The 16,638-nt window shown below is 48.4% G+C and carries 16 protein-coding genes and 1 rRNA gene; all 17 read left to right on the top strand.

The genetic code is table 11. The features are described 5' to 3' along the window. Positions 1-10: 10 nt before the first annotated feature. The 17 genes from rrf (at position 11) to priA (ending at position 16,548) form a co-directional block, all read left to right on the top strand. A 5S ribosomal RNA gene (rrf, locus tag HPS57_RS09180) occupies positions 11-123 on the top strand. Between the two features lie 78 nt (positions 124-201). Then, positions 202-648, top strand: a complete 447-nt coding sequence (locus HPS57_RS09175) for a hypothetical protein (protein ID WP_172182384.1) — start codon at positions 202-204, stop codon at positions 646-648. Between the two features lie 191 nt (positions 649-839). Next, positions 840-1,061, top strand: a complete 222-nt coding sequence (locus HPS57_RS09170; protein WP_135940677.1) for a DUF2795 domain-containing protein — start codon at positions 840-842, stop codon at positions 1,059-1,061. A 135-nt stretch (positions 1,062-1,196) separates the two neighbouring features. Then, on the top strand, positions 1,197-1,763 hold the full coding sequence (locus tag HPS57_RS09165; RefSeq protein WP_172182382.1) for a DUF6642 family protein: 567 nt from the start codon (positions 1,197-1,199) through the stop codon (positions 1,761-1,763). Positions 1,764-1,991: 228 nt separating this feature from the next. Next, the gene (locus HPS57_RS09160) at positions 1,992-2,561 is read left to right on the top strand and encodes an ATPase (RefSeq protein ID WP_172182380.1); all 570 of its coding nucleotides are present in this window, start codon (positions 1,992-1,994) and stop codon (positions 2,559-2,561) included. Continuing rightward, positions 2,551-2,739, top strand: a complete 189-nt coding sequence (locus HPS57_RS09155) for a hypothetical protein (RefSeq protein WP_172182378.1) — start codon at positions 2,551-2,553, stop codon at positions 2,737-2,739. Before HPS57_RS09160 ends, HPS57_RS09155 begins: the two co-directional genes overlap by 11 nt. Positions 2,740-2,854: 115 nt before the next feature. Then, the gene (locus HPS57_RS09150; RefSeq protein ID WP_172182376.1) at positions 2,855-5,005 is read left to right on the top strand and encodes a M3 family metallopeptidase; all 2,151 of its coding nucleotides are present in this window, start codon (positions 2,855-2,857) and stop codon (positions 5,003-5,005) included. Positions 5,006-5,175: 170 nt separating this feature from the next. Then, positions 5,176-5,922, top strand: a complete 747-nt coding sequence (locus HPS57_RS09145; RefSeq protein ID WP_172182374.1) for a glycosyltransferase — start codon at positions 5,176-5,178, stop codon at positions 5,920-5,922. After that, on the top strand, positions 5,919-6,347 hold the full coding sequence (locus HPS57_RS09140) for a glycosyltransferase family 2 protein (RefSeq protein ID WP_172182372.1): 429 nt from the start codon (positions 5,919-5,921) through the stop codon (positions 6,345-6,347). The genes HPS57_RS09145 and HPS57_RS09140 overlap by 4 nt, the downstream gene beginning before the upstream one ends. Positions 6,348-6,396: 49 nt before the next feature. Beyond that, a complete protein-coding gene (locus HPS57_RS09135) occupies positions 6,397-6,882 on the top strand; it encodes a hypothetical protein (RefSeq protein ID WP_172182370.1) in 486 nt (161 codons plus the stop codon). Between the two features lie 577 nt (positions 6,883-7,459). Beyond that, a complete protein-coding gene (locus HPS57_RS09130) occupies positions 7,460-8,446 on the top strand; it encodes a PorP/SprF family type IX secretion system membrane protein (RefSeq protein ID WP_369811496.1) in 987 nt (328 codons plus the stop codon). A gap of 35 nt (positions 8,447-8,481) precedes the next feature. Continuing rightward, entirely contained in the window at positions 8,482-9,939 is a 1,458-nt protein-coding gene (porK, locus tag HPS57_RS09125) for a T9SS ring complex lipoprotein PorK/GldK (protein ID WP_172182368.1), read from the top strand. A 98-nt stretch (positions 9,940-10,037) separates the two neighbouring features. Then, positions 10,038-10,856 carry a type IX secretion system motor protein PorL/GldL gene (gene porL, locus HPS57_RS09120; RefSeq protein WP_172182359.1) on the top strand — a complete coding sequence of 273 codons (819 nt, stop codon included), beginning with the start codon at positions 10,038-10,040 and terminating at the stop codon, positions 10,854-10,856. Positions 10,857-10,861: 5 nt separating this feature from the next. Beyond that, positions 10,862-12,412: a type IX secretion system motor protein PorM/GldM gene (gene porM, locus HPS57_RS09115; RefSeq protein WP_172182357.1), complete on the top strand. Its 1,551-nt coding sequence runs from the start codon at positions 10,862-10,864 to the stop codon at positions 12,410-12,412. A 117-nt stretch (positions 12,413-12,529) separates the two neighbouring features. Continuing rightward, positions 12,530-13,576 carry a type IX secretion system ring subunit PorN/GldN gene (porN, locus tag HPS57_RS09110; protein ID WP_172182354.1) on the top strand — a complete coding sequence of 349 codons (1,047 nt, stop codon included), beginning with the start codon at positions 12,530-12,532 and terminating at the stop codon, positions 13,574-13,576. 54 nt (positions 13,577-13,630) lie between these two features. Then, positions 13,631-14,209 (top strand): porin family protein, encoded by a 579-nt coding sequence (locus HPS57_RS09105; protein ID WP_172182351.1) that lies wholly within the window; start codon positions 13,631-13,633, stop codon positions 14,207-14,209. A gap of 104 nt (positions 14,210-14,313) precedes the next feature. Further along, positions 14,314-16,548 carry a replication restart helicase PriA gene (gene priA / locus HPS57_RS09100; RefSeq protein ID WP_172182349.1) on the top strand — a complete coding sequence of 745 codons (2,235 nt, stop codon included), beginning with the start codon at positions 14,314-14,316 and terminating at the stop codon, positions 16,546-16,548. Positions 16,549-16,638: the final 90 nt, after the last annotated feature.

Raw genomic sequence — 16,638 nt, 5'->3', positions numbered from 1 at the left:
AGAAGACATATCAGGTGGCTATTGCGGCGGGGTTCCACCTCTTCCCATTCCGAACAGAGAAGTTAAGCCCGCCTGCGCCGATGGTACTGCACTGCAATGCGGGAGAGTAGGAGGCCGCCTTCTTTGAGACATGTTCCCCCGCTGACTGAAAGGTCGGCGGGGGAATTCTTTTGCGTTGTCATCAAACAAAGAGACAGACCCGTGACGATAAAGGAATACATAAGCAGAGTTGGAAAGTCCCGTGGCTTTGGCATACAGTCGCCTTGGGCTTACAGGTTCGTGACCGAGGTTATCGGAGAGCGATGGCCTTATTATGCTTATGAAGAGATAGACAGGAGATACCATACAAAGCGCGAGAGGAAGTACCAGAAGCTCCTTTTGCGTATAAGCAACTCTGTATATCCTGCTTCCATGGAACTTATGGATGTGTATAATGTCGAGAAAGAGCTCTCACCTGCGGTAGAAAAAGCCACAAATAAGGGTGTAATCATCATCGAAGGTATAAATGACAGTGAGGGCGCAAAAGAACTTTGGACATGGGTCAAGGAGGATGACCGTATAGGTGTTACATTCGATTGTTATTACTTCGGAATATGCTTTCTGGACAGGAAAATATATAAACAACATTACAAACTGAACTTTTTTTGATAAAAAGTGTAACAATGTTTGCAGGATTCGAATAATAATAGTATTTTTGCGCGCGAAAAACGGTTGCAGAATCTCTCTTCTGAATATAGGACTAAAAAAAGCAGTCTCTATTCATTGTCAGTGGAAATGCTTCATGAATCCGTCATAGCAAGTAATCATTTATATTGTCAAACCTAATAAATATGTAAGATATGTATTGGACACTTGAACTCGCGTCAAAACTTGAGGACGCACCATGGCCGGCAACAAAGGATGAGCTCCTTGACTATGCTACACGTACAGGATTGCCTTTAGAGGTCATCGAGAACCTTGAAGAAATAGAAGACGAAGGTGATGTCTATGACACCATCGAAGACCTTTGGCCTGACTACCCACAGAAGGATGATTTCCTTTGGGATGAAGAAGAATATTAATAAAGGTTTTCATTAAAAAGTTGTTGGAGCCAACAAACTTTGAATAAATCCACGTTGTTAGAATGTGGATTTATTCATTTTAAAGTATATGCTATCCAAATATATAGCCTGTGAATTTGAATATTGATAAGAGATATGGCAGGAATAATATGTGTAGAAACAGAGTTTGAAGTTACTAAATCCAAAAACAAACTCAACACAAATAGTGAGCACTTAACGAAATATATAAGTGAAGAATTTGGCATTCCATATATTTATCGTAGAGTTGCGACAATAGAAGAATTTAAATACTATATCAAACAATTTAAGAAGAAAGAATACCAGAAGTATAATATCGTATATTTCAGTTTTCATGGTGATACTCACTCTATTTGTTTTGAGGGTAGTGGAACTTATGACATGAATGAATTGTCTGGAATTTGCGAAGGCTGTTTTGAAGACAAGTATGTTCATTTTGGTAGTTGTAGGACACTGCTTGGTACAGAAGATGTTGTCCGTATGTTTATAGAAAAAACAGGGGCGAGATCTGTTTCTGGATATACGAAGTCTGTAAACTCTTCATTATGTGCAATACACGATTTGGGCTTGATTAGAGAACTTTTAACTAGGAAGAGCTTGACACCTTTATTCAAGAATCTACGCCATTTGTATTCTGGACTGGAAAAAGCACTTGGCTTCAAATATGTTATTAGAGTGAAATAAAAGTGGTGAGTGTCACAATGAACACTCACCACTTTTACTATATAGGAAGAAAGTCTCCAATAAAGAGTTGCAATTTCCCGTTTATATTTTTTTTCAATGTCAAAGTTTGATTTCTCTTCCTTTGTATATAATATGAGTACTTTTACTACTTTCAACAAATTATAATGACAAAATTTGTGTTTCTCAGAATAATTCCTTACCTTTGCCGTAGAATGGAAAATAGATCAGATGAAGAAACTCTATTTTATAGCAGGACCTAATGGAGCCGGGAAAACCACGGCTTCGTATCAGATACTGCCAGAATTATGGCAGTGCCAGGAGTTCGTTAATGCTGACGAGATAGCAAAAGGGCTGTCGCCATTCAATCCTGAAGACGTCGCAATAGAGGCCGGACGAATCCAGTTGGAGCGTATAAACCAACTCTTGAAAGCAGACACAACATTCTCAGTGGAAACAACACTGTCAACCAAAAGTTACCGCAACCTTATATTACGGGCAAAGGAAAACGGTTATGAAGTGGAACTGTTGTATTTCTACCTGCCATCAGCAGAAGACGCTATAGAGCGCGTAAGGCTTCGTGTGCTCTCCGGAGGTCACAATATACCAAAAGATGTTATTTGTCGAAGGTATGAGCGTGGATTAGTGAATTTGTTTCAAATTTATCTGCCTATTGTTGACAAGTGGAGACTTGTAAACAACATTAAAACTCCACCAACAACCATCGCACGGAAGAATGACGATATAGAGGTCACAGACAATGTTTTGTTTAACAAATTAATTGAACATTATGGAAAATGAAGACAGACTCATGAAAATACTGAGCGATACCTATCGCAAGATGCTGGAACGCAAGGCACGCTTGGGAGAGTTGGTTCATACTGATGACGGTACAGGCAAGATGCGTACACAAAGAGCTATTGATGTGTACCACCGTGTTTATGGTGAATTGCCTTCCTTGAACAATACTACTGTCTAATCGGGTAGTGAACCTTTGTCCATCTCTTCGTGGCTTGGGCACATCATTACCAAGTCGCAAACCTTTTATGGAATAAAGATTAACAGACAAACCACAACAGAAAACAACATCATTAATGAAGAAAACAGCAGTATTTCTTATGCTTGCGACAGCGGCGGTCCTGCCGGGATGCAAGTCACAGGAGACAGCCGAGGACATCAAAACCACTGAGGAGATGACCGCAGACGTACAGAACAATCCGCTGATGAAGAAGAGCGGAAACAAGCACGGCATCGAGTCGTTTGACAAAATCACCACCAACGACTACCGCACAGCTGCCAATGCCGGCATGCGCAAGGAGAAAGAGCGCATCAATGCCATAGTCACAAACACAGCTGCGCCGACTTTCGAGAACACAATCAACGCCATGGACAAAGCCGGTGCTGAGCTTGACCGCGCACTGATGACGTTCAGTCCGCTTTCCAGCAGCAACTCCACAGCCGAATTGCGTGACCTCCAAAAGGAACTTTCACCGTTGCTCTCCGCACACAGCGACGATATCTACATGAACCGCCAACTCTTTGAGAAGGTGAAGAAGGTCTATGACAACATGGATTCCACAGCCTTGACTCACGAGCAGATGAAAGCAACGGAGAAAATCTACAAGGCATTCCTCCGCAGCGGTGCCAACCTTTCGGATGCCGACCAGCAGAAACTGCGTGAGCTGAACCAGAAAATCTCCGCCCTGCAGATACAGTTCTCACAGAACCTTCTTGCGGAAACCAACAACACATACGTTACCGTTGACCGCCTTTCCGACCTCGAAGGACTGCCGGAAGCTAACATCCAGCGTGCCGCACAGATGGCGGAAGAGCAGGGTGCAAAAGGCAAATGGATGTTCAACATGCAGCGCGCATCATGCAATCCTGTGCTCCAGTACTGCAAGAACCGTGACCTGCGCCGCAAGGTCTATGAGGCATATTGTAATCGTGGCAACCAGGCTAACGACCGCAACAATAAAGAAATCTCCGCCGAACTTGTGCGCCTCCGCCTTGAGCGTGCACGCCTCATGGGCTTCAAGACAAGTGCCGCACAGATTCTTGACACACGCATGGCAAAGACTCCGGAGGCTGTCTACAATCTCCTTGACCAGATTTGGACTCCTGCAGTGAAGAAAGCCAATGAGGAAATCGAGGACATCCGCACCGAGATGAAGAAGGATGGTCTCACTTGTGAGCCTGAAGGCTGGGACTACATGTACTACAGCGAGCGTGCGAGAAAGGCAAAGTTCAACTTTGACGAGGAGAAACTCTCCGAATATCTTGAGATAAACAACGTGCTGAAAGGTGTGTTCTACACAGCCAACAAGCTCTATGGCGTAACCTTCAAGGATGTTACGGCCGAGCTGCCTGTCTACGAAAAGACCGCCAACGCATGGGAAGTCTACGACCGCGACTCCACACTCCTTGCCGTGTTCTACAGCGACTACTATCCGCGCGACGGCAAAGGTGCAGGCGCATGGTGCACATCATTCCGCGGACAGCAGTATGACGGCGACAAGCGCGTTGAACCTATCGTGGTCAATGTGTGCAGCATGACACCTCCGTCAGCCGACCGCCCTGCGCTCCAGTCCATAGACAACGTGGAGACAATGTTCCATGAGTTCGGCCATGCCCTCCATTCCTTCATGCGCGATGTCCACTATAACGCCGTGAGCGGTGTGGAGCGCGACTTTGTCGAGCTCCCTTCCCAGATCAACGAGCACTGGGCGTTCGCACCGGAAGTGCTTGCCGTCTATGCCAAGCACTACAAGACCGGCGAGCCAATGCCTAAGGAACTCCTTGACAAGTATAACTCCTGCAGCAAGTACGGTCAGGGATTCGCCACAGTGGAGTATCTTGCAGCGTCCTACGTCGACATGGACCTCCACGTCCTTGAGGATGTTCCTGCTGACCTCGATGTTATGGCGTTCGAGGCGAAGAAGCTCTCCGAGCGCGGCATACCACGTCAGATTCGCCCACGCTACAGTGTGACAAACTTCAAGCACACCATGGGTGGCGGCTACACAGCCGGCTATTACAGCTACATTTGGGCGGAAGTCCTTGACTGTGACGCCTTCGACGCTTTCCTCGAGACCGGCGACATCTTCAATCAGGACGTGGCAGCCCGCTTCCGCAAGTACATCCTCACCCCGGGTGGCATTGACGACGGCATGACCATGTACCGCAACTTCCGTGGTGCCGACCCTAAGATTGACGGTCTGCTCCGTAAGCGTGGATTGAAATAAAAGTCATGAAAAGTGGCTGTTGCAAATTAATCTATAAATGACAGTTGTAGAATGTTTCTGTATAAAGATACAGTTACCGGGCACAACGTTCATTATAGCTTAATATGCAGCAGCTGCTTTTCTTGTATGAAAACTAATCTCAGACGAATGAAATGAAAATATCTGTCTGCATGGCAACCTATAATGGTGCCAAGTACATAAAGGAACAGGTGGACTCCATACTGAATCAGGACCTGACAAAGTATCCTGATGCAGAACTGGAGCTGGTGGTTTCCGATGACCTTTCCACTGACGATACGGTTAAAATCCTTGAGTCATACAATGACAGCAGGATAAAAATCTACCACCATACGGATAAGGACAAGCACAGGCATAAGTATGTGCGACCGTTCTTTCTCTGTACAGCGAATTTCGGGCATGCCATGTCCAAAGCCACGGGAGACTATGTCTTTCTGTCCGACCAGGATGATGTCTGGCTGCCGTTGAAGGTCTCCAAAACACTTGACTTGCTTCAAGAAAATAAGGGGGGGGTAGCGGCGACCGCCTTCGATGTAGTCTCCGACAAACTGAAGAAATTTGGTTCTGTAGAGTATCATAAAGAGCTACGGTGGCGGCTTAACCGCAAAAATAAAATCTATGGTTTCAGTTGCGGTTTCACACGACGGGAACTTGAACTTTTCCTGCCTATGCCTGACATTCCGCATCATGACAATTTCATAACACTGATGGCTGCATTCCGTGGGAAATTGTCCTTCACTTCCGAGCATCTTGCATTGTACCGCTATACAGGCGTGCATAATGTTACTTCTATACCATACGATTTCCCGTTTCTCGTCCGCAACTACTATCGGGCGAAAATGGTAACCATAGCTTACATGCGTTATTTGAAAGGACTTATAAAAGACACATTGCGATGAAGGAAACAGAGAAGAGAACACGACCGGCAGTATCAGTACTCGTTCCGGTATATGGAGTTGAAAAGTATATAGAGAGATGTGCCCGCTCGTTGTTCTGCCAGACAATGGCAGATGTGGAGTTTGTTTTTGTCAACGATTGCACTCCGGACAAGAGCATTGAAGTGTTGAGAGAGGTCATGCGTGAGTACCCTGATGTCAATGCGCGCATTGTCGACCATGCGACGAACAAGGGACTGTTCTGCGCGCGCCGGACAGCAATGGACAATGCCACCGGTGAATATTGGATACATTGCGACAGTGATGACTGGGTGGAACCTGATTATTGCGAGAAGCTCTATAATGCCGCTGTGGCGGAAAATGCCGACATTGCCTGCTGCAACGTCATAATGGAATGGGGGGGGGGACAGTGGCAAAGCCACGTATGACTATGAATATGAGACAATTAAAGATACGCTTTCGCCGAAAAATATCAGTGTGGTAAAAGAAACAACGTGCAATAAATTGGTGCGTGCTTCCGTATACAAAGACAATGGAATCATGCCATGGCAGGGAATATCTGCTTGGGAAGATGTGTTTCTCACGACACGACTTCGTGTGATGGCACATAAGATAGTTGTCATCAAGGATGCACTCTATCACTACAACAACATCAATAACACTTCCATGACGAAGACATTCTCCTTGTCAACGTACAAAGACAGGATTGCCGGAACAAGGATGCTGGAGGCATTCTTCAAGGAGAAAGGCATAGAGGGAACGGAGGAGCTGATAAAGTACATGAAAGTGAAGTCCAGGTTAGGGCTTATGTTCAGTGCTACGGAAGATGCCGTGCGGACATGGAAGACTGCTTTCCCTGAAAGCACAAACTACATCTGGAGCACCCCTAATGTCCGCTTTCCCGAGAAAGCCCTTGGCTGGCTTCTGTCTGTATTGCCAGTACCGTTAGGTGTGTGCCTTTAAGAATTGTGCATAAAGTCTCCGGTCGGCATTTTTGTGACGGGAAATGAGTGTGTCAACAAGGTTATTCATATTATTTTTTCCCAATTAGTATATTGCTGAGAGACAACTGCTTTTTGGCAGATTTGTTTCATCATGCTTTTGCAACATTTATCAAAATGGAATAGAAATGTAATCCATTATTATACGAAAAAGTCCGCAAAGTTTGTATATTTGCGGACTTTTTTGTTTGTATAAAGTGGTCTTGTATTATCTTTTTGTATGTATTTGAAAATCAAATGTATAGAATTGGTTTTACAAAATGTTGCCTTTGGCTATGCAAAAGGTAACATTTCACACCATAAAAGGTAACCTTTTACCATGTCAATCGTTACCTTTCGTATGGCAAAAGGTAACGATTTGCAGAACGCCTTTTTGCCTTTTCTGTTATTTGTGGCTATATTGTTGATAATCAAATGTTTGTAGCTGTGTATCTGTCTGTTGTGCATAGAGCGTCATTCCGTGACACTTTCCTGAGTCGTTTTTCTGTTTTCCCAAGGCAAGGAAAATGCAGTCAAGATGCGATTATACGAACAAAAATATGGGCAAGAAGACAATAATCAATATAATACTTCGTTATAATGTTGTGGTGTATCGTCTGAAAATAGCAATGATTCTTGTGGCAATGGCTTTCCCGGTGGGAGCCAGAGCGCAGTATGACGTGCTTTTCAGCCATTACTACGACATGGAGACGAGTTTCAACCCTGCTGCTGCAGGCAAGGAGACGAAGCTGAACATCACAGCGGCCTACGCCATGGACATGGCAGGATTTGAGCATAATCCGCAGACAGCCTATGTCGCTGCCGACATGCCGTTCCTCATCGGAAGGAGCAAGCACGGTGTCGGGGTGCAGTTTATGAACGACAAACTCGGATTGTTCAACCACATGCGCATCTCCGCCCAGTATGCCTACAAGCACAAACTCTTCGGCGGCGAACTGAGCATCGGCGTGCAGGGAGGGCTGCTTTCCGAGAAATTTTCGCGTGACGGGCTTGACCTCGAGGAGAGTGCCGACCCCGCTTTTCCGACAAATGATGCCAACGGCTCAGGTGTGGATGTGTCCGCTGGATTGTACTACACGCTGAAGAGTTTCTATGTCGGTGTCTCGGCACTGCATCTGACAGCACCAACGGTGCATCTCGGGGAGACCAACGAATTGAAGATAGACCGCTCCTACTATGCCACGGCAGGCTACACCTTCCGGCTGCGCAACCCTTTGCTGTGCCTGAAAACCTCCGCCATAGGCAGGACTGACGGTGTTATGTACCGCGCGGATGTCACCGCACGTTTGGTTTACACCAGTGAGAAACGCAGCTTCTATGGCGGTCTGTCCTACAGTCCGACAAACTCCGTGACGGCACTCCTCGGCATGCAGCTGCGCGGGGTGAATGTCGGCTACAGCTATGAGTATTACACGAATGGCATAAACCCCGGCAACGGCTCCCACGAACTGTTCGTCGGCTACCGGATGGACCTCAATCTCGGCAAGAAAGGCAAGAACCTGCACAAGGCAGTCCGCATACTTTGATGCGGCAAATGAACAAGGAACAAAAACAATAGATTATGAAAAGACTATATATATTAATGTGTTGTGCCATGGCGGTGCTTCTTTCCGCCTGTATGGGCAGCAAGAAGATGTCATCCGCAGGACAAGGCGGAGAAGTCATTGGTGTCGGCGGAGGGCGTCCGTTCTCTGAGCCGGTGCCTTACGGCATGACGCTTGTTAAGCGAGGATTCCTTAAGATGGGTCTTGAGAAGCAGGACAGTCTGTGGGGAAAGAAGATGCCGGTGAAGGAAATCAGTGTCGACGGTTTCTGGATGGATGAGACGGAGGTGAGCAATTCCAAGTACAAGCAGTTTGTGCAGTGGGTGCGCGACTCCATTCTGCGCACACGCCTTGCCGACCCTGCATACGGAGGTGACGAGAGCTATATGATTACCGAGGACAAGGAGGGCAATGCCGTTACGCCGCATCTGAACTGGAAGAAGCAGTTGCCGAGAAAGCCTAACGAGGATGAGCAGCGTGCCATAGAGTCTCTGTACACATACAATCCGGTGACGGGGGAGAAGATGCTTGACGCAAGCCAGATGAACTATCGCTATGAGATCTATGACTATACGGCTGCCGCACTGCGCCGTAACCGTCTTAATCCGGCAGAGCGCAATCTGAACACTGACATCACTGTCAACCCGGACGAGGTGGTCATGATTTCCAAGGATACAGCCTATATCGATGATGAAGGACGCATTGTCCGCGAGACCATCAACCGTCAGCTGACAGGTCCGTGGGATTTCCTCAACACATACATTGTGAACATTTACCCGGACACAACCTGTTGGGTCAACGATTTCAAGAATGCGGACAACGAAATCTATCTCCGCAACTATTTCTCCAACCCGACTTACAACGATTATCCTGTCGTCGGAGTGACATGGGAGCAGGCAAACGCTTTCTGTGCATGGCGCACGGAGTACCTTCTGAAGGGTCTTGGTCCTCAGGCACGTTATGTCCAGCGCTACCGTCTGCCGACAGAGGCAGAATGGGAGTATGCCGCACGTGGCAAGGACGGTACGGAATTCCCTTGGAACGAGGCGGACACAAAGAGCGAAAGCGGATGCTTCTATGCCAATTTCAAGCCTGAAAAGGGCAATTATGTTGAGGATGGCAACCTTATAACATCACGTGTAGGCAGCTATGGTGCCAACAGTCACGGACTGTTCGATATGGCGGGCAATGTTGCGGAGTGGACTTCCACGGTCTATACCGAGGCAGGTGTGACGGCCATGAACGACCTTAATCCGCAGCTTGAGTACAATGCGGCGAAGGAAGACCCGTACCGTCTGAAGAAAAAGTCCGTCCGCGGCGGCTCATGGAAAGACCCAGAGTCGTTCATACGCTCGGCATGGCGCTCTTGGGAATACCAGAACCAGCCGCGTTCGTATGTCGGTTTCCGTTGCGTACGCTCACTTGCAAGCAGTACGAATGCTACAAGGAAACAGCAGAAAAAGTATAAGAGATAATGTGCGGAGACATCCGTAATCAGAGAACAGACATATCATAACAGAAACCTGCGCCACGGTTTGCATGGCATCCCGTGACGGATAGAATAGAAACGAAAATGGCAAAGTACAGTCAATTTAACATAGTTTACCGGCTGCAGAAATGGATGGACAGCGTGGCAGGACAGACATTCATGAATTACGCTTACTCATGGGGCGCGTCTATCGTTATCCTCGGAACCTTGTTCAAGCTCACCCACTTGCCGGGAGCCAATCTCATGTTGTTCATCGGTATGGGAACCGAGGTGTTTGTGTTCTTCATCGCAGCCTTCGACCGTCCGTTTGACAAGACAGCGGAAGGCCGTGACCTCGCCACTGACTCACAACTTGCGGCTGAACTTGCCGAGGAGGAGAATGGCGGTGAGGAAGAAAGTTCCGTTGAGACAGCGCCTTCGGTGGCAGGCGGCACTATCATCTTCGGTGGTGGCACTGTCGGTGGAACAGTGGTGGGACAGCCATTGGCAGCCGAAACTCCTGCAAATGTCCAGCAGCCTGGCGCATCTCCTGTCATTGTCGGCGGCGGAGTGGTCGGCGCACCGGCACCGGCGGTGACCCGTGAGACTGCCGAGGCGATGGAAGAGGCTACGACAACCTATGTTGACCGTCTGAACGAACTCAACGGACTCCTGCTGAAAGTGGGTGCGCAGAGTGAGCGTCTCACCACCGACTCTGAGGAGATGGAGAACCTTAACCGCACACTGACAGGCATCGCGCGTGTCTATGAGATGCAGCTGAAGTCGGCTTCACAGCAGATTACCACACAGGATGAAATAAACGATCAGACACGCAGGCTTGCTCAGCAGATAGCCGACCTTAACACTATCTATGCGAGAATGATTGAGGCAATGTCTGTGAATATGAATGTACAAGCTAAGTAAAGACAATGGCTATAAAGAAGAATTACACCTCTCCTCGCCAGAAGATGATTAACCTCATGTACGTCGTCCTCATGGCTATGTTGGCGATGAACATCTCCAATGAGGTGCTTGAGGGGTTCAGCCTTGTCGATGAGAGCCTTAACCGTACCACAGAGAATGCCCAGAAGCAGAACCTCGCCATCTATAAGGACTTTGAGGAGCAGATGAAGGCTAACCCTCAGAAGGTCAAGGAGTGGTTTGCGAAAGCCCATTGGGTGAAGCAGATGAGTGACTCTTTGTACAATATGGCGCAGGATCTTAAGGTGGCTATTGTCAAAGAGGCTGACGGTGACGACGGAGATGTGGACAACATTGAGCGCGTGGATGACCTTGAGGCTGCCAATCAGGTGATGCTTTCCCCCGGAAGCGGCAAGGGACCGGCACTTCGGAAAGCAATCGACGCTTATCGCGAGCGCATCCTCAAGCTCATAACCGATGATAACCAGCGCAGGATTATAAGCGGGAACTTTGCCACAAAGATTACCGGCAAGTCCAATCCTTATAACAAGTCATGGGAGGAATACACCTTCGAAGGCATGCCTGTCGCTGCCGCCGTGACCATGCTAAGCAAGCTGCAGAACGACATCCGCTATGCGGAGGGTGAGGTGCTCCACACACTTGTCAGCAACATTGATGTCAAGGACATCCGCGTCAACAAGCTCTCGGCATTCGTAATCCCTAACGCTCAGACCGTTGTCCGTGGCGACAAGTTCTCGGCAAAGATAGTCATGGCGGCGGTGGACACCACACAACAGCCGCGCATCTTTATCGGCGGACGGGAGATGAACCTGCCGAACAACACCTATGAGTTCGTTGCCGGAAAGACAGGCGACTTCACTCTCTCGGGCTATCTTACAATGCTTAACGGCAATGGCGAGACCATACGCCGTGATTTTGAGCAGAAATACACCGTCGTAGACCCGTCGGCAACTGTCAGTGCCGACCTCATGAACGTGCTCTATGCCGGATATTCCAACCCTATAAGCATATCCGTTCCGGGTGTACCCCTCAACAAAGTCACTGCAACCATGACAGGCGGCACGCTCCAGCCTACAGGACCAGGCAAGTACATAGCACGCCCGGCAAGCGTAGGCAAGGATGTCACAATCACTGTGTCTTCCATGCAGACAGGCAAACCGCAGCAGATGGGGCAGTACACGTTCCATGTCCGTAAGCTGCCTGACCCGACTGCATACATCCCTCTTGGCACTGACCGCTTCCGCGGAGGAGGATTGCCAAAAGCAACGCTCATGAATGCCGGCGGAATCCGTGCCGCGATAGACGACGGACTGCTTGACATTGAGTTCAAGGTCACAAGTTTTGAGGCTGTCTTCTTCGACAATATGGGCAACGCAGTGCCAATGGTAAGTTCCGGTGCGTCATTCTCCGCACGGCAGATTGACACGTTCCGCAAGCTCTCACGTAACAAGCGGTTCTACATCTCACGCATAACAGCGGTAGGACCGGACGGAATCTCACGCAAGCTCCCTGCCTCTATGGAGGTGATTATCAAGTAAAGGTATGGAGGATGTGACACGTTTCCTGCAATGGGAAAGCGGTGCAGGCCTCTTTGAATAATACAAACAGAACCTTCCCCGAAAGCGAATGATTACGGGGCTATCAACATTCAGAATATGAATAAGTCACTTATATTTATGGCAATGCTGCTGTTTGCCCTTACGGCAGGTGCACAGCCGCAGGCACGACGCAACCAGCAGAAACAGCAGGCGGCGTCAAACGCCAACAATCTCACCACTCGTGCGCAGATTTCTTTCCCGACATCGGCGGCGATGGACGAGGATGTTGTCTGGCGCAGGGACATCTATCGGGAACTGAACCTGATGGAGAGTGCCAATGCAGGACTGTACTATCCGGTGGAGCCTGTGGGCAGTCAGATGAACCTGTTCACATACATCTTCAAACTTGTGCTCTCCGGTCGTGTCCCTGCTTATGAGTATCGCATTGACGGCAATGAGGTGTTCAATGACGCTGCAAGGGTGAAGCCATTGTCTGTCCTTGACAATTACCATATATATTATACGCGCGATGACAACGGACGCCTGCATATAGAGAACGCGGATATTCCTTCACGTGAGGTGAAATCCTATTATGTCAAGGAAGCAGCGTATTACGACCAGGCGAACTCTTCGTTCCGAAAGAAAGTGCTTGCCCTCTGTCCTATCATGTCACGCGAGGACGATTTCGGCGATGGAACCGCCAAATATCCGCTGTTCTGGGTGAAGTATGACGACCTCGCTTCTCATCTTTCCAAGCAGGTTGTCATGACAAGCGACCTCAACAATGCGGCGACAATGTCTGCCGACGACTACTTTACGCAGAACATGTACCAAGGACAGATTTACAAGACCAACAACATGCTTGGCAGAACCTTGGCACAGTACTGCCCTAATGACTCTGCAATGAAGAAGGAACAGATGAAGATTGAGGCGGAACTGAAGGCTTTCGAGACAAATGTCTATGGCGATCCGGCACGGAAAGACTCTCTTGACAGTATCGCAAAGGCTAACCTTGACAAGAAGGCTTCCAAGAAATTGCGTCGCTCAAATAACCGCCGTGGTGGCAAAAAAACATCGGTTTCATCGGCAAAACCTTCAACAAAGCGCAGCTCTGCATCCTCTTCCGGCTCGGCAAGAGTTTCGGTAAGGCGTGAGCGTCATTAAAGAGAAGGTATGGATGTCATTAAACAATTGAAAACATAATAACATTTAGTGGAAATGAAAAAGTTTATAGCTATCGCCATTGTGATGCTTGCTTTCGTGGCAAACTCACAGGCAAAAGTTAAGTTCGGTCTTCGTGGTGGTATGAACATCACTCACATGTCTTTGGACAATAGTGTGCTTGACGCATCCAACCGTAACGGCTTCTATGTCGGACCGACAGTGAAAATCGGCCTTCCTCTCGGATTTGACATTGATGCTTCCGCTGTTTATGACCAGCGCAAAGGCAAGCTCACTGATGTGGATGACAATGAATCTTTCAGCATTACATCAAAGAGTATTGCCATACCACTGAACGTCCGCAAAGGGTTCGGCTTCGGTGACAAGGCAAGCGTGTTCGTCTTCGCAGGTCCACAGTTTGCCTTCCGTGTCGGCGATGAGAAGATTCAGGACTGGACAATGAAATCAAGCCAGTTCAGTGTGAATGTCGGTCTCGGTGCAATGCTTCTCAACCACCTTGAGGTAAAGGCAAACTATAATATCCCATGCGGCAAGACTGCCGAAGCCAGTATAGGCGATGCCGTGAGCAATATAAAGACAGGCGCATGGCAGATAGGCTTGGCTGTGTATTTCTAAAAATATCATAACACAATATAAAAAGCAGACTTCAGCATAAGAAGTCTGCTTTTTTTTGCTTACTTTTGTATGACAGATAAAGCGAAAGTAATACAATAATATTTTTGAAATACATTGACTGCATATTGCCATTGGGAGTGGAAGGGCTCCTGACCTATTCCATTCCGGAGGGAATGGAGCAGCGTGTCTGTCCCTTTGTGCGCCTCCTTGTCCCACTGGGTAAGTCGAAGACATACACCGCCCTTGCTGTACGGATTCATGATGAGGAGCCGAAAGGCGTGGAAGTGAAGGCGGTCATCGATGTCTTGGACGAAAAGCCTGTGCTGCTAACGTCACAGTATGATATATGGAAATGGATGGCGGAGTACTATATCTGCCCTATCGGCGACATCTATCGTGCAGCAATGCCCGCCGGACTGAAGCAGGAGGACGGCTACAGGGCTAAGACAGAAACATGGATTCGCTTCACAAGAAGCTACCAAGGAGCTAAGGAGCAAGCCATAGCCAAGGAGATGGTGCGGCGTGCAGCGAAACAGTCGCAGGTGCTTGCAGTTTTTGCCGATTTAATCGGGGAAAACGAAGGTGTCACCAAGGAAGAACTTATGAACACGGCACATGCCACATCTGCCGTCGTGAAGGCTCTCATCGACCGTGGCATACTCGAGACTTACGAAGTGCCTGTCGGCAGGCTTAGCACAGGTGGCGATAACCACATGGAGCGCATAAAGCCACTGTCGGAAGCACAGACGAAGGCTTATGACGAAGTGAATGCTGCTGGAACAATCCCTGTACTGCTGCAAGGGGTAACAGGCTCCGGCAAGACAGAGATATACATCCACCTTATCAGGGATGCTGTCAAGGCAGGAAAGCAGGTGCTTTACATACTTCCTGAAATAGCCCTTACTGTCCAGATAATGCAGAGGTTGCAATGTGTTTTTGGCGATGAAATGGGCATTTATCACTCAAAATACAGTGATGCGGAGCGCGTGGAGATATGGCAGAAGCAACTCTCCGATAATCCATACAAGATTATCCTTGGCGCACGCAGTGCCGTACTGCTGCCTTTCACTAACCTTGGGCTGATAATCATCGACGAGGAGCATGACCCTTCGTTCAAGCAGCAAGACCCTGCACCACGCTATCATGCACGCAGTGTGGCGATGATGCTGGCGAAAAAGCATGGCGCGAAAGTGGTTCTTGGCACTGCAACACCCTCGATGGAATCGTTCAACAATGCACTTTCCGGCAAATTCCGCCTTGTTCAGCTTACGGAAAGGTATCGTGGGCTGCAGCTGCCGAAGATAGAGATTGTCAACACGGCTGACATGCAACGTCGGAAAATGATGTACGGACCATTCTCGCCAAGGCTTGTTGAAGCGATGAAATCGGCGATTTCCGACGGAAAACAGGTCATCCTGTTCCTTAACCGCCGAGGTTTCGCGCCCATTGTCGAATGCCGTGACTGTGGCTGGGTGCCCAAATGCGAGAACTGCGATGTCTCGCTGACGATGCACAAGACAACAGACCGGCTGACATGCCATTACTGCGGATACACCTATCAGATACCGAAAAAATGCCCGTCGTGCTTCTGTACCGATGTGCGTGACCACGGTTACGGAACGGAGAAGGTCGAGGAGAAACTCATGGAACTGTTTCCTGAGGTCAAAGTGGCAAGGATGGACCTCGACACAACACGCACAAAGAACGCCCATGCACGCATAATAGCCGATTTCTCCGCAGGAAAAACGAATGTGCTGATAGGCACTCAGATGGTCAGCAAGGGGCTTGATTTCGGCAATGTGAGCGTTGTCGGCATAGTGAATGCCGACTCTATCCTCAACACTCCCGACTTCCGCGCCTATGAACGAGGTTTCCAAATGCTCTCGCAGGTGTCGGGCAGGGCAGGCAGGAAAGAGGGGCAGGGACTTGTCATACTGCAAACGAAGCAGCCCGATGTGCCGGTCATCGGGCAGGTGGTAAGAAACGATTATCGGACATTCTACAAAACGCAGTGCGAAGAGCGTCAGATGTTCAAATATCCCCCATTTTACCGGCTTATCTATGTCTATCTCCGCCATGCCAAAGACCCCGTAGTCGAGACGGCAGGCATAGAGATGGCAGGCAGGATGAGACAGATTTTCGGCTCACGTGTGTTAGGACCCGACCGCCCCTCCGTAGCACGTGTGAAATCGATGAACATACGAAAGATAGTCCTGAAACTTGAACCGGGGATAGACTTGCCGAGGGTGCGCCTGTGCCTGCGTCAGATACGCCAAATCATCATGCAGGACAAACGCTATGCAAGTCTGCAAGTCTATTATGATGTAGACCCTCAATAAAGGTGTTTTTCCGATGAAATCGGGAAAAATTGCAGCATCATTGAGACCTGCATTAGTGAATGTGGAACAATAAAAGTACTAACAAATAAA

It is taken from the genome of Palleniella intestinalis, from assembly GCF_013166595.1.
Taxonomy (GTDB): Bacteria; Bacteroidota; Bacteroidia; order Bacteroidales; family Bacteroidaceae; genus Prevotella; species Prevotella intestinalis.
Note: the sequence above shows the minus strand (reverse complement) of the source record. Positions and strands in the feature narration are given on the sequence as shown.

What these genes read in the sequence shown, in the direction of transcription:
- HPS57_RS09170 (WP_135940677.1), top strand. Translation starts at nt 840, where the DNA reads ATGTATTGGACACTTGAACTCGCGTCAAAACTTGAGGACGCACCATGG.
- HPS57_RS09165 (WP_172182382.1), top strand. Translation starts at nt 1,197, where the DNA reads ATGGCAGGAATAATATGTGTAGAAACAGAGTTTGAAGTTACTAAATCC.
- HPS57_RS09160 (WP_172182380.1), top strand. Translation starts at nt 1,992, where the DNA reads ATGAAGAAACTCTATTTTATAGCAGGACCTAATGGAGCCGGGAAAACC.
- HPS57_RS09155 (WP_172182378.1), top strand. Translation starts at nt 2,551, where the DNA reads ATGGAAAATGAAGACAGACTCATGAAAATACTGAGCGATACCTATCGC.
- HPS57_RS09150 (WP_172182376.1), top strand. Translation starts at nt 2,855, where the DNA reads ATGAAGAAAACAGCAGTATTTCTTATGCTTGCGACAGCGGCGGTCCTG.
- HPS57_RS09145 (WP_172182374.1), top strand. Translation starts at nt 5,176, where the DNA reads ATGGCAACCTATAATGGTGCCAAGTACATAAAGGAACAGGTGGACTCC.
- HPS57_RS09140 (WP_172182372.1), top strand. Translation starts at nt 5,919, where the DNA reads ATGAAGGAAACAGAGAAGAGAACACGACCGGCAGTATCAGTACTCGTT.
- HPS57_RS09130 (WP_369811496.1), top strand. Translation starts at nt 7,460, where the DNA reads ATGGGCAAGAAGACAATAATCAATATAATACTTCGTTATAATGTTGTG.
- porK (WP_172182368.1), top strand. Translation starts at nt 8,482, where the DNA reads ATGAAAAGACTATATATATTAATGTGTTGTGCCATGGCGGTGCTTCTT.
- porL (WP_172182359.1), top strand. Translation starts at nt 10,038, where the DNA reads ATGGCAAAGTACAGTCAATTTAACATAGTTTACCGGCTGCAGAAATGG.
- porM (WP_172182357.1), top strand. Translation starts at nt 10,862, where the DNA reads ATGGCTATAAAGAAGAATTACACCTCTCCTCGCCAGAAGATGATTAAC.
- porN (WP_172182354.1), top strand. Translation starts at nt 12,530, where the DNA reads ATGAATAAGTCACTTATATTTATGGCAATGCTGCTGTTTGCCCTTACG.
- HPS57_RS09105 (WP_172182351.1), top strand. Translation starts at nt 13,631, where the DNA reads ATGAAAAAGTTTATAGCTATCGCCATTGTGATGCTTGCTTTCGTGGCA.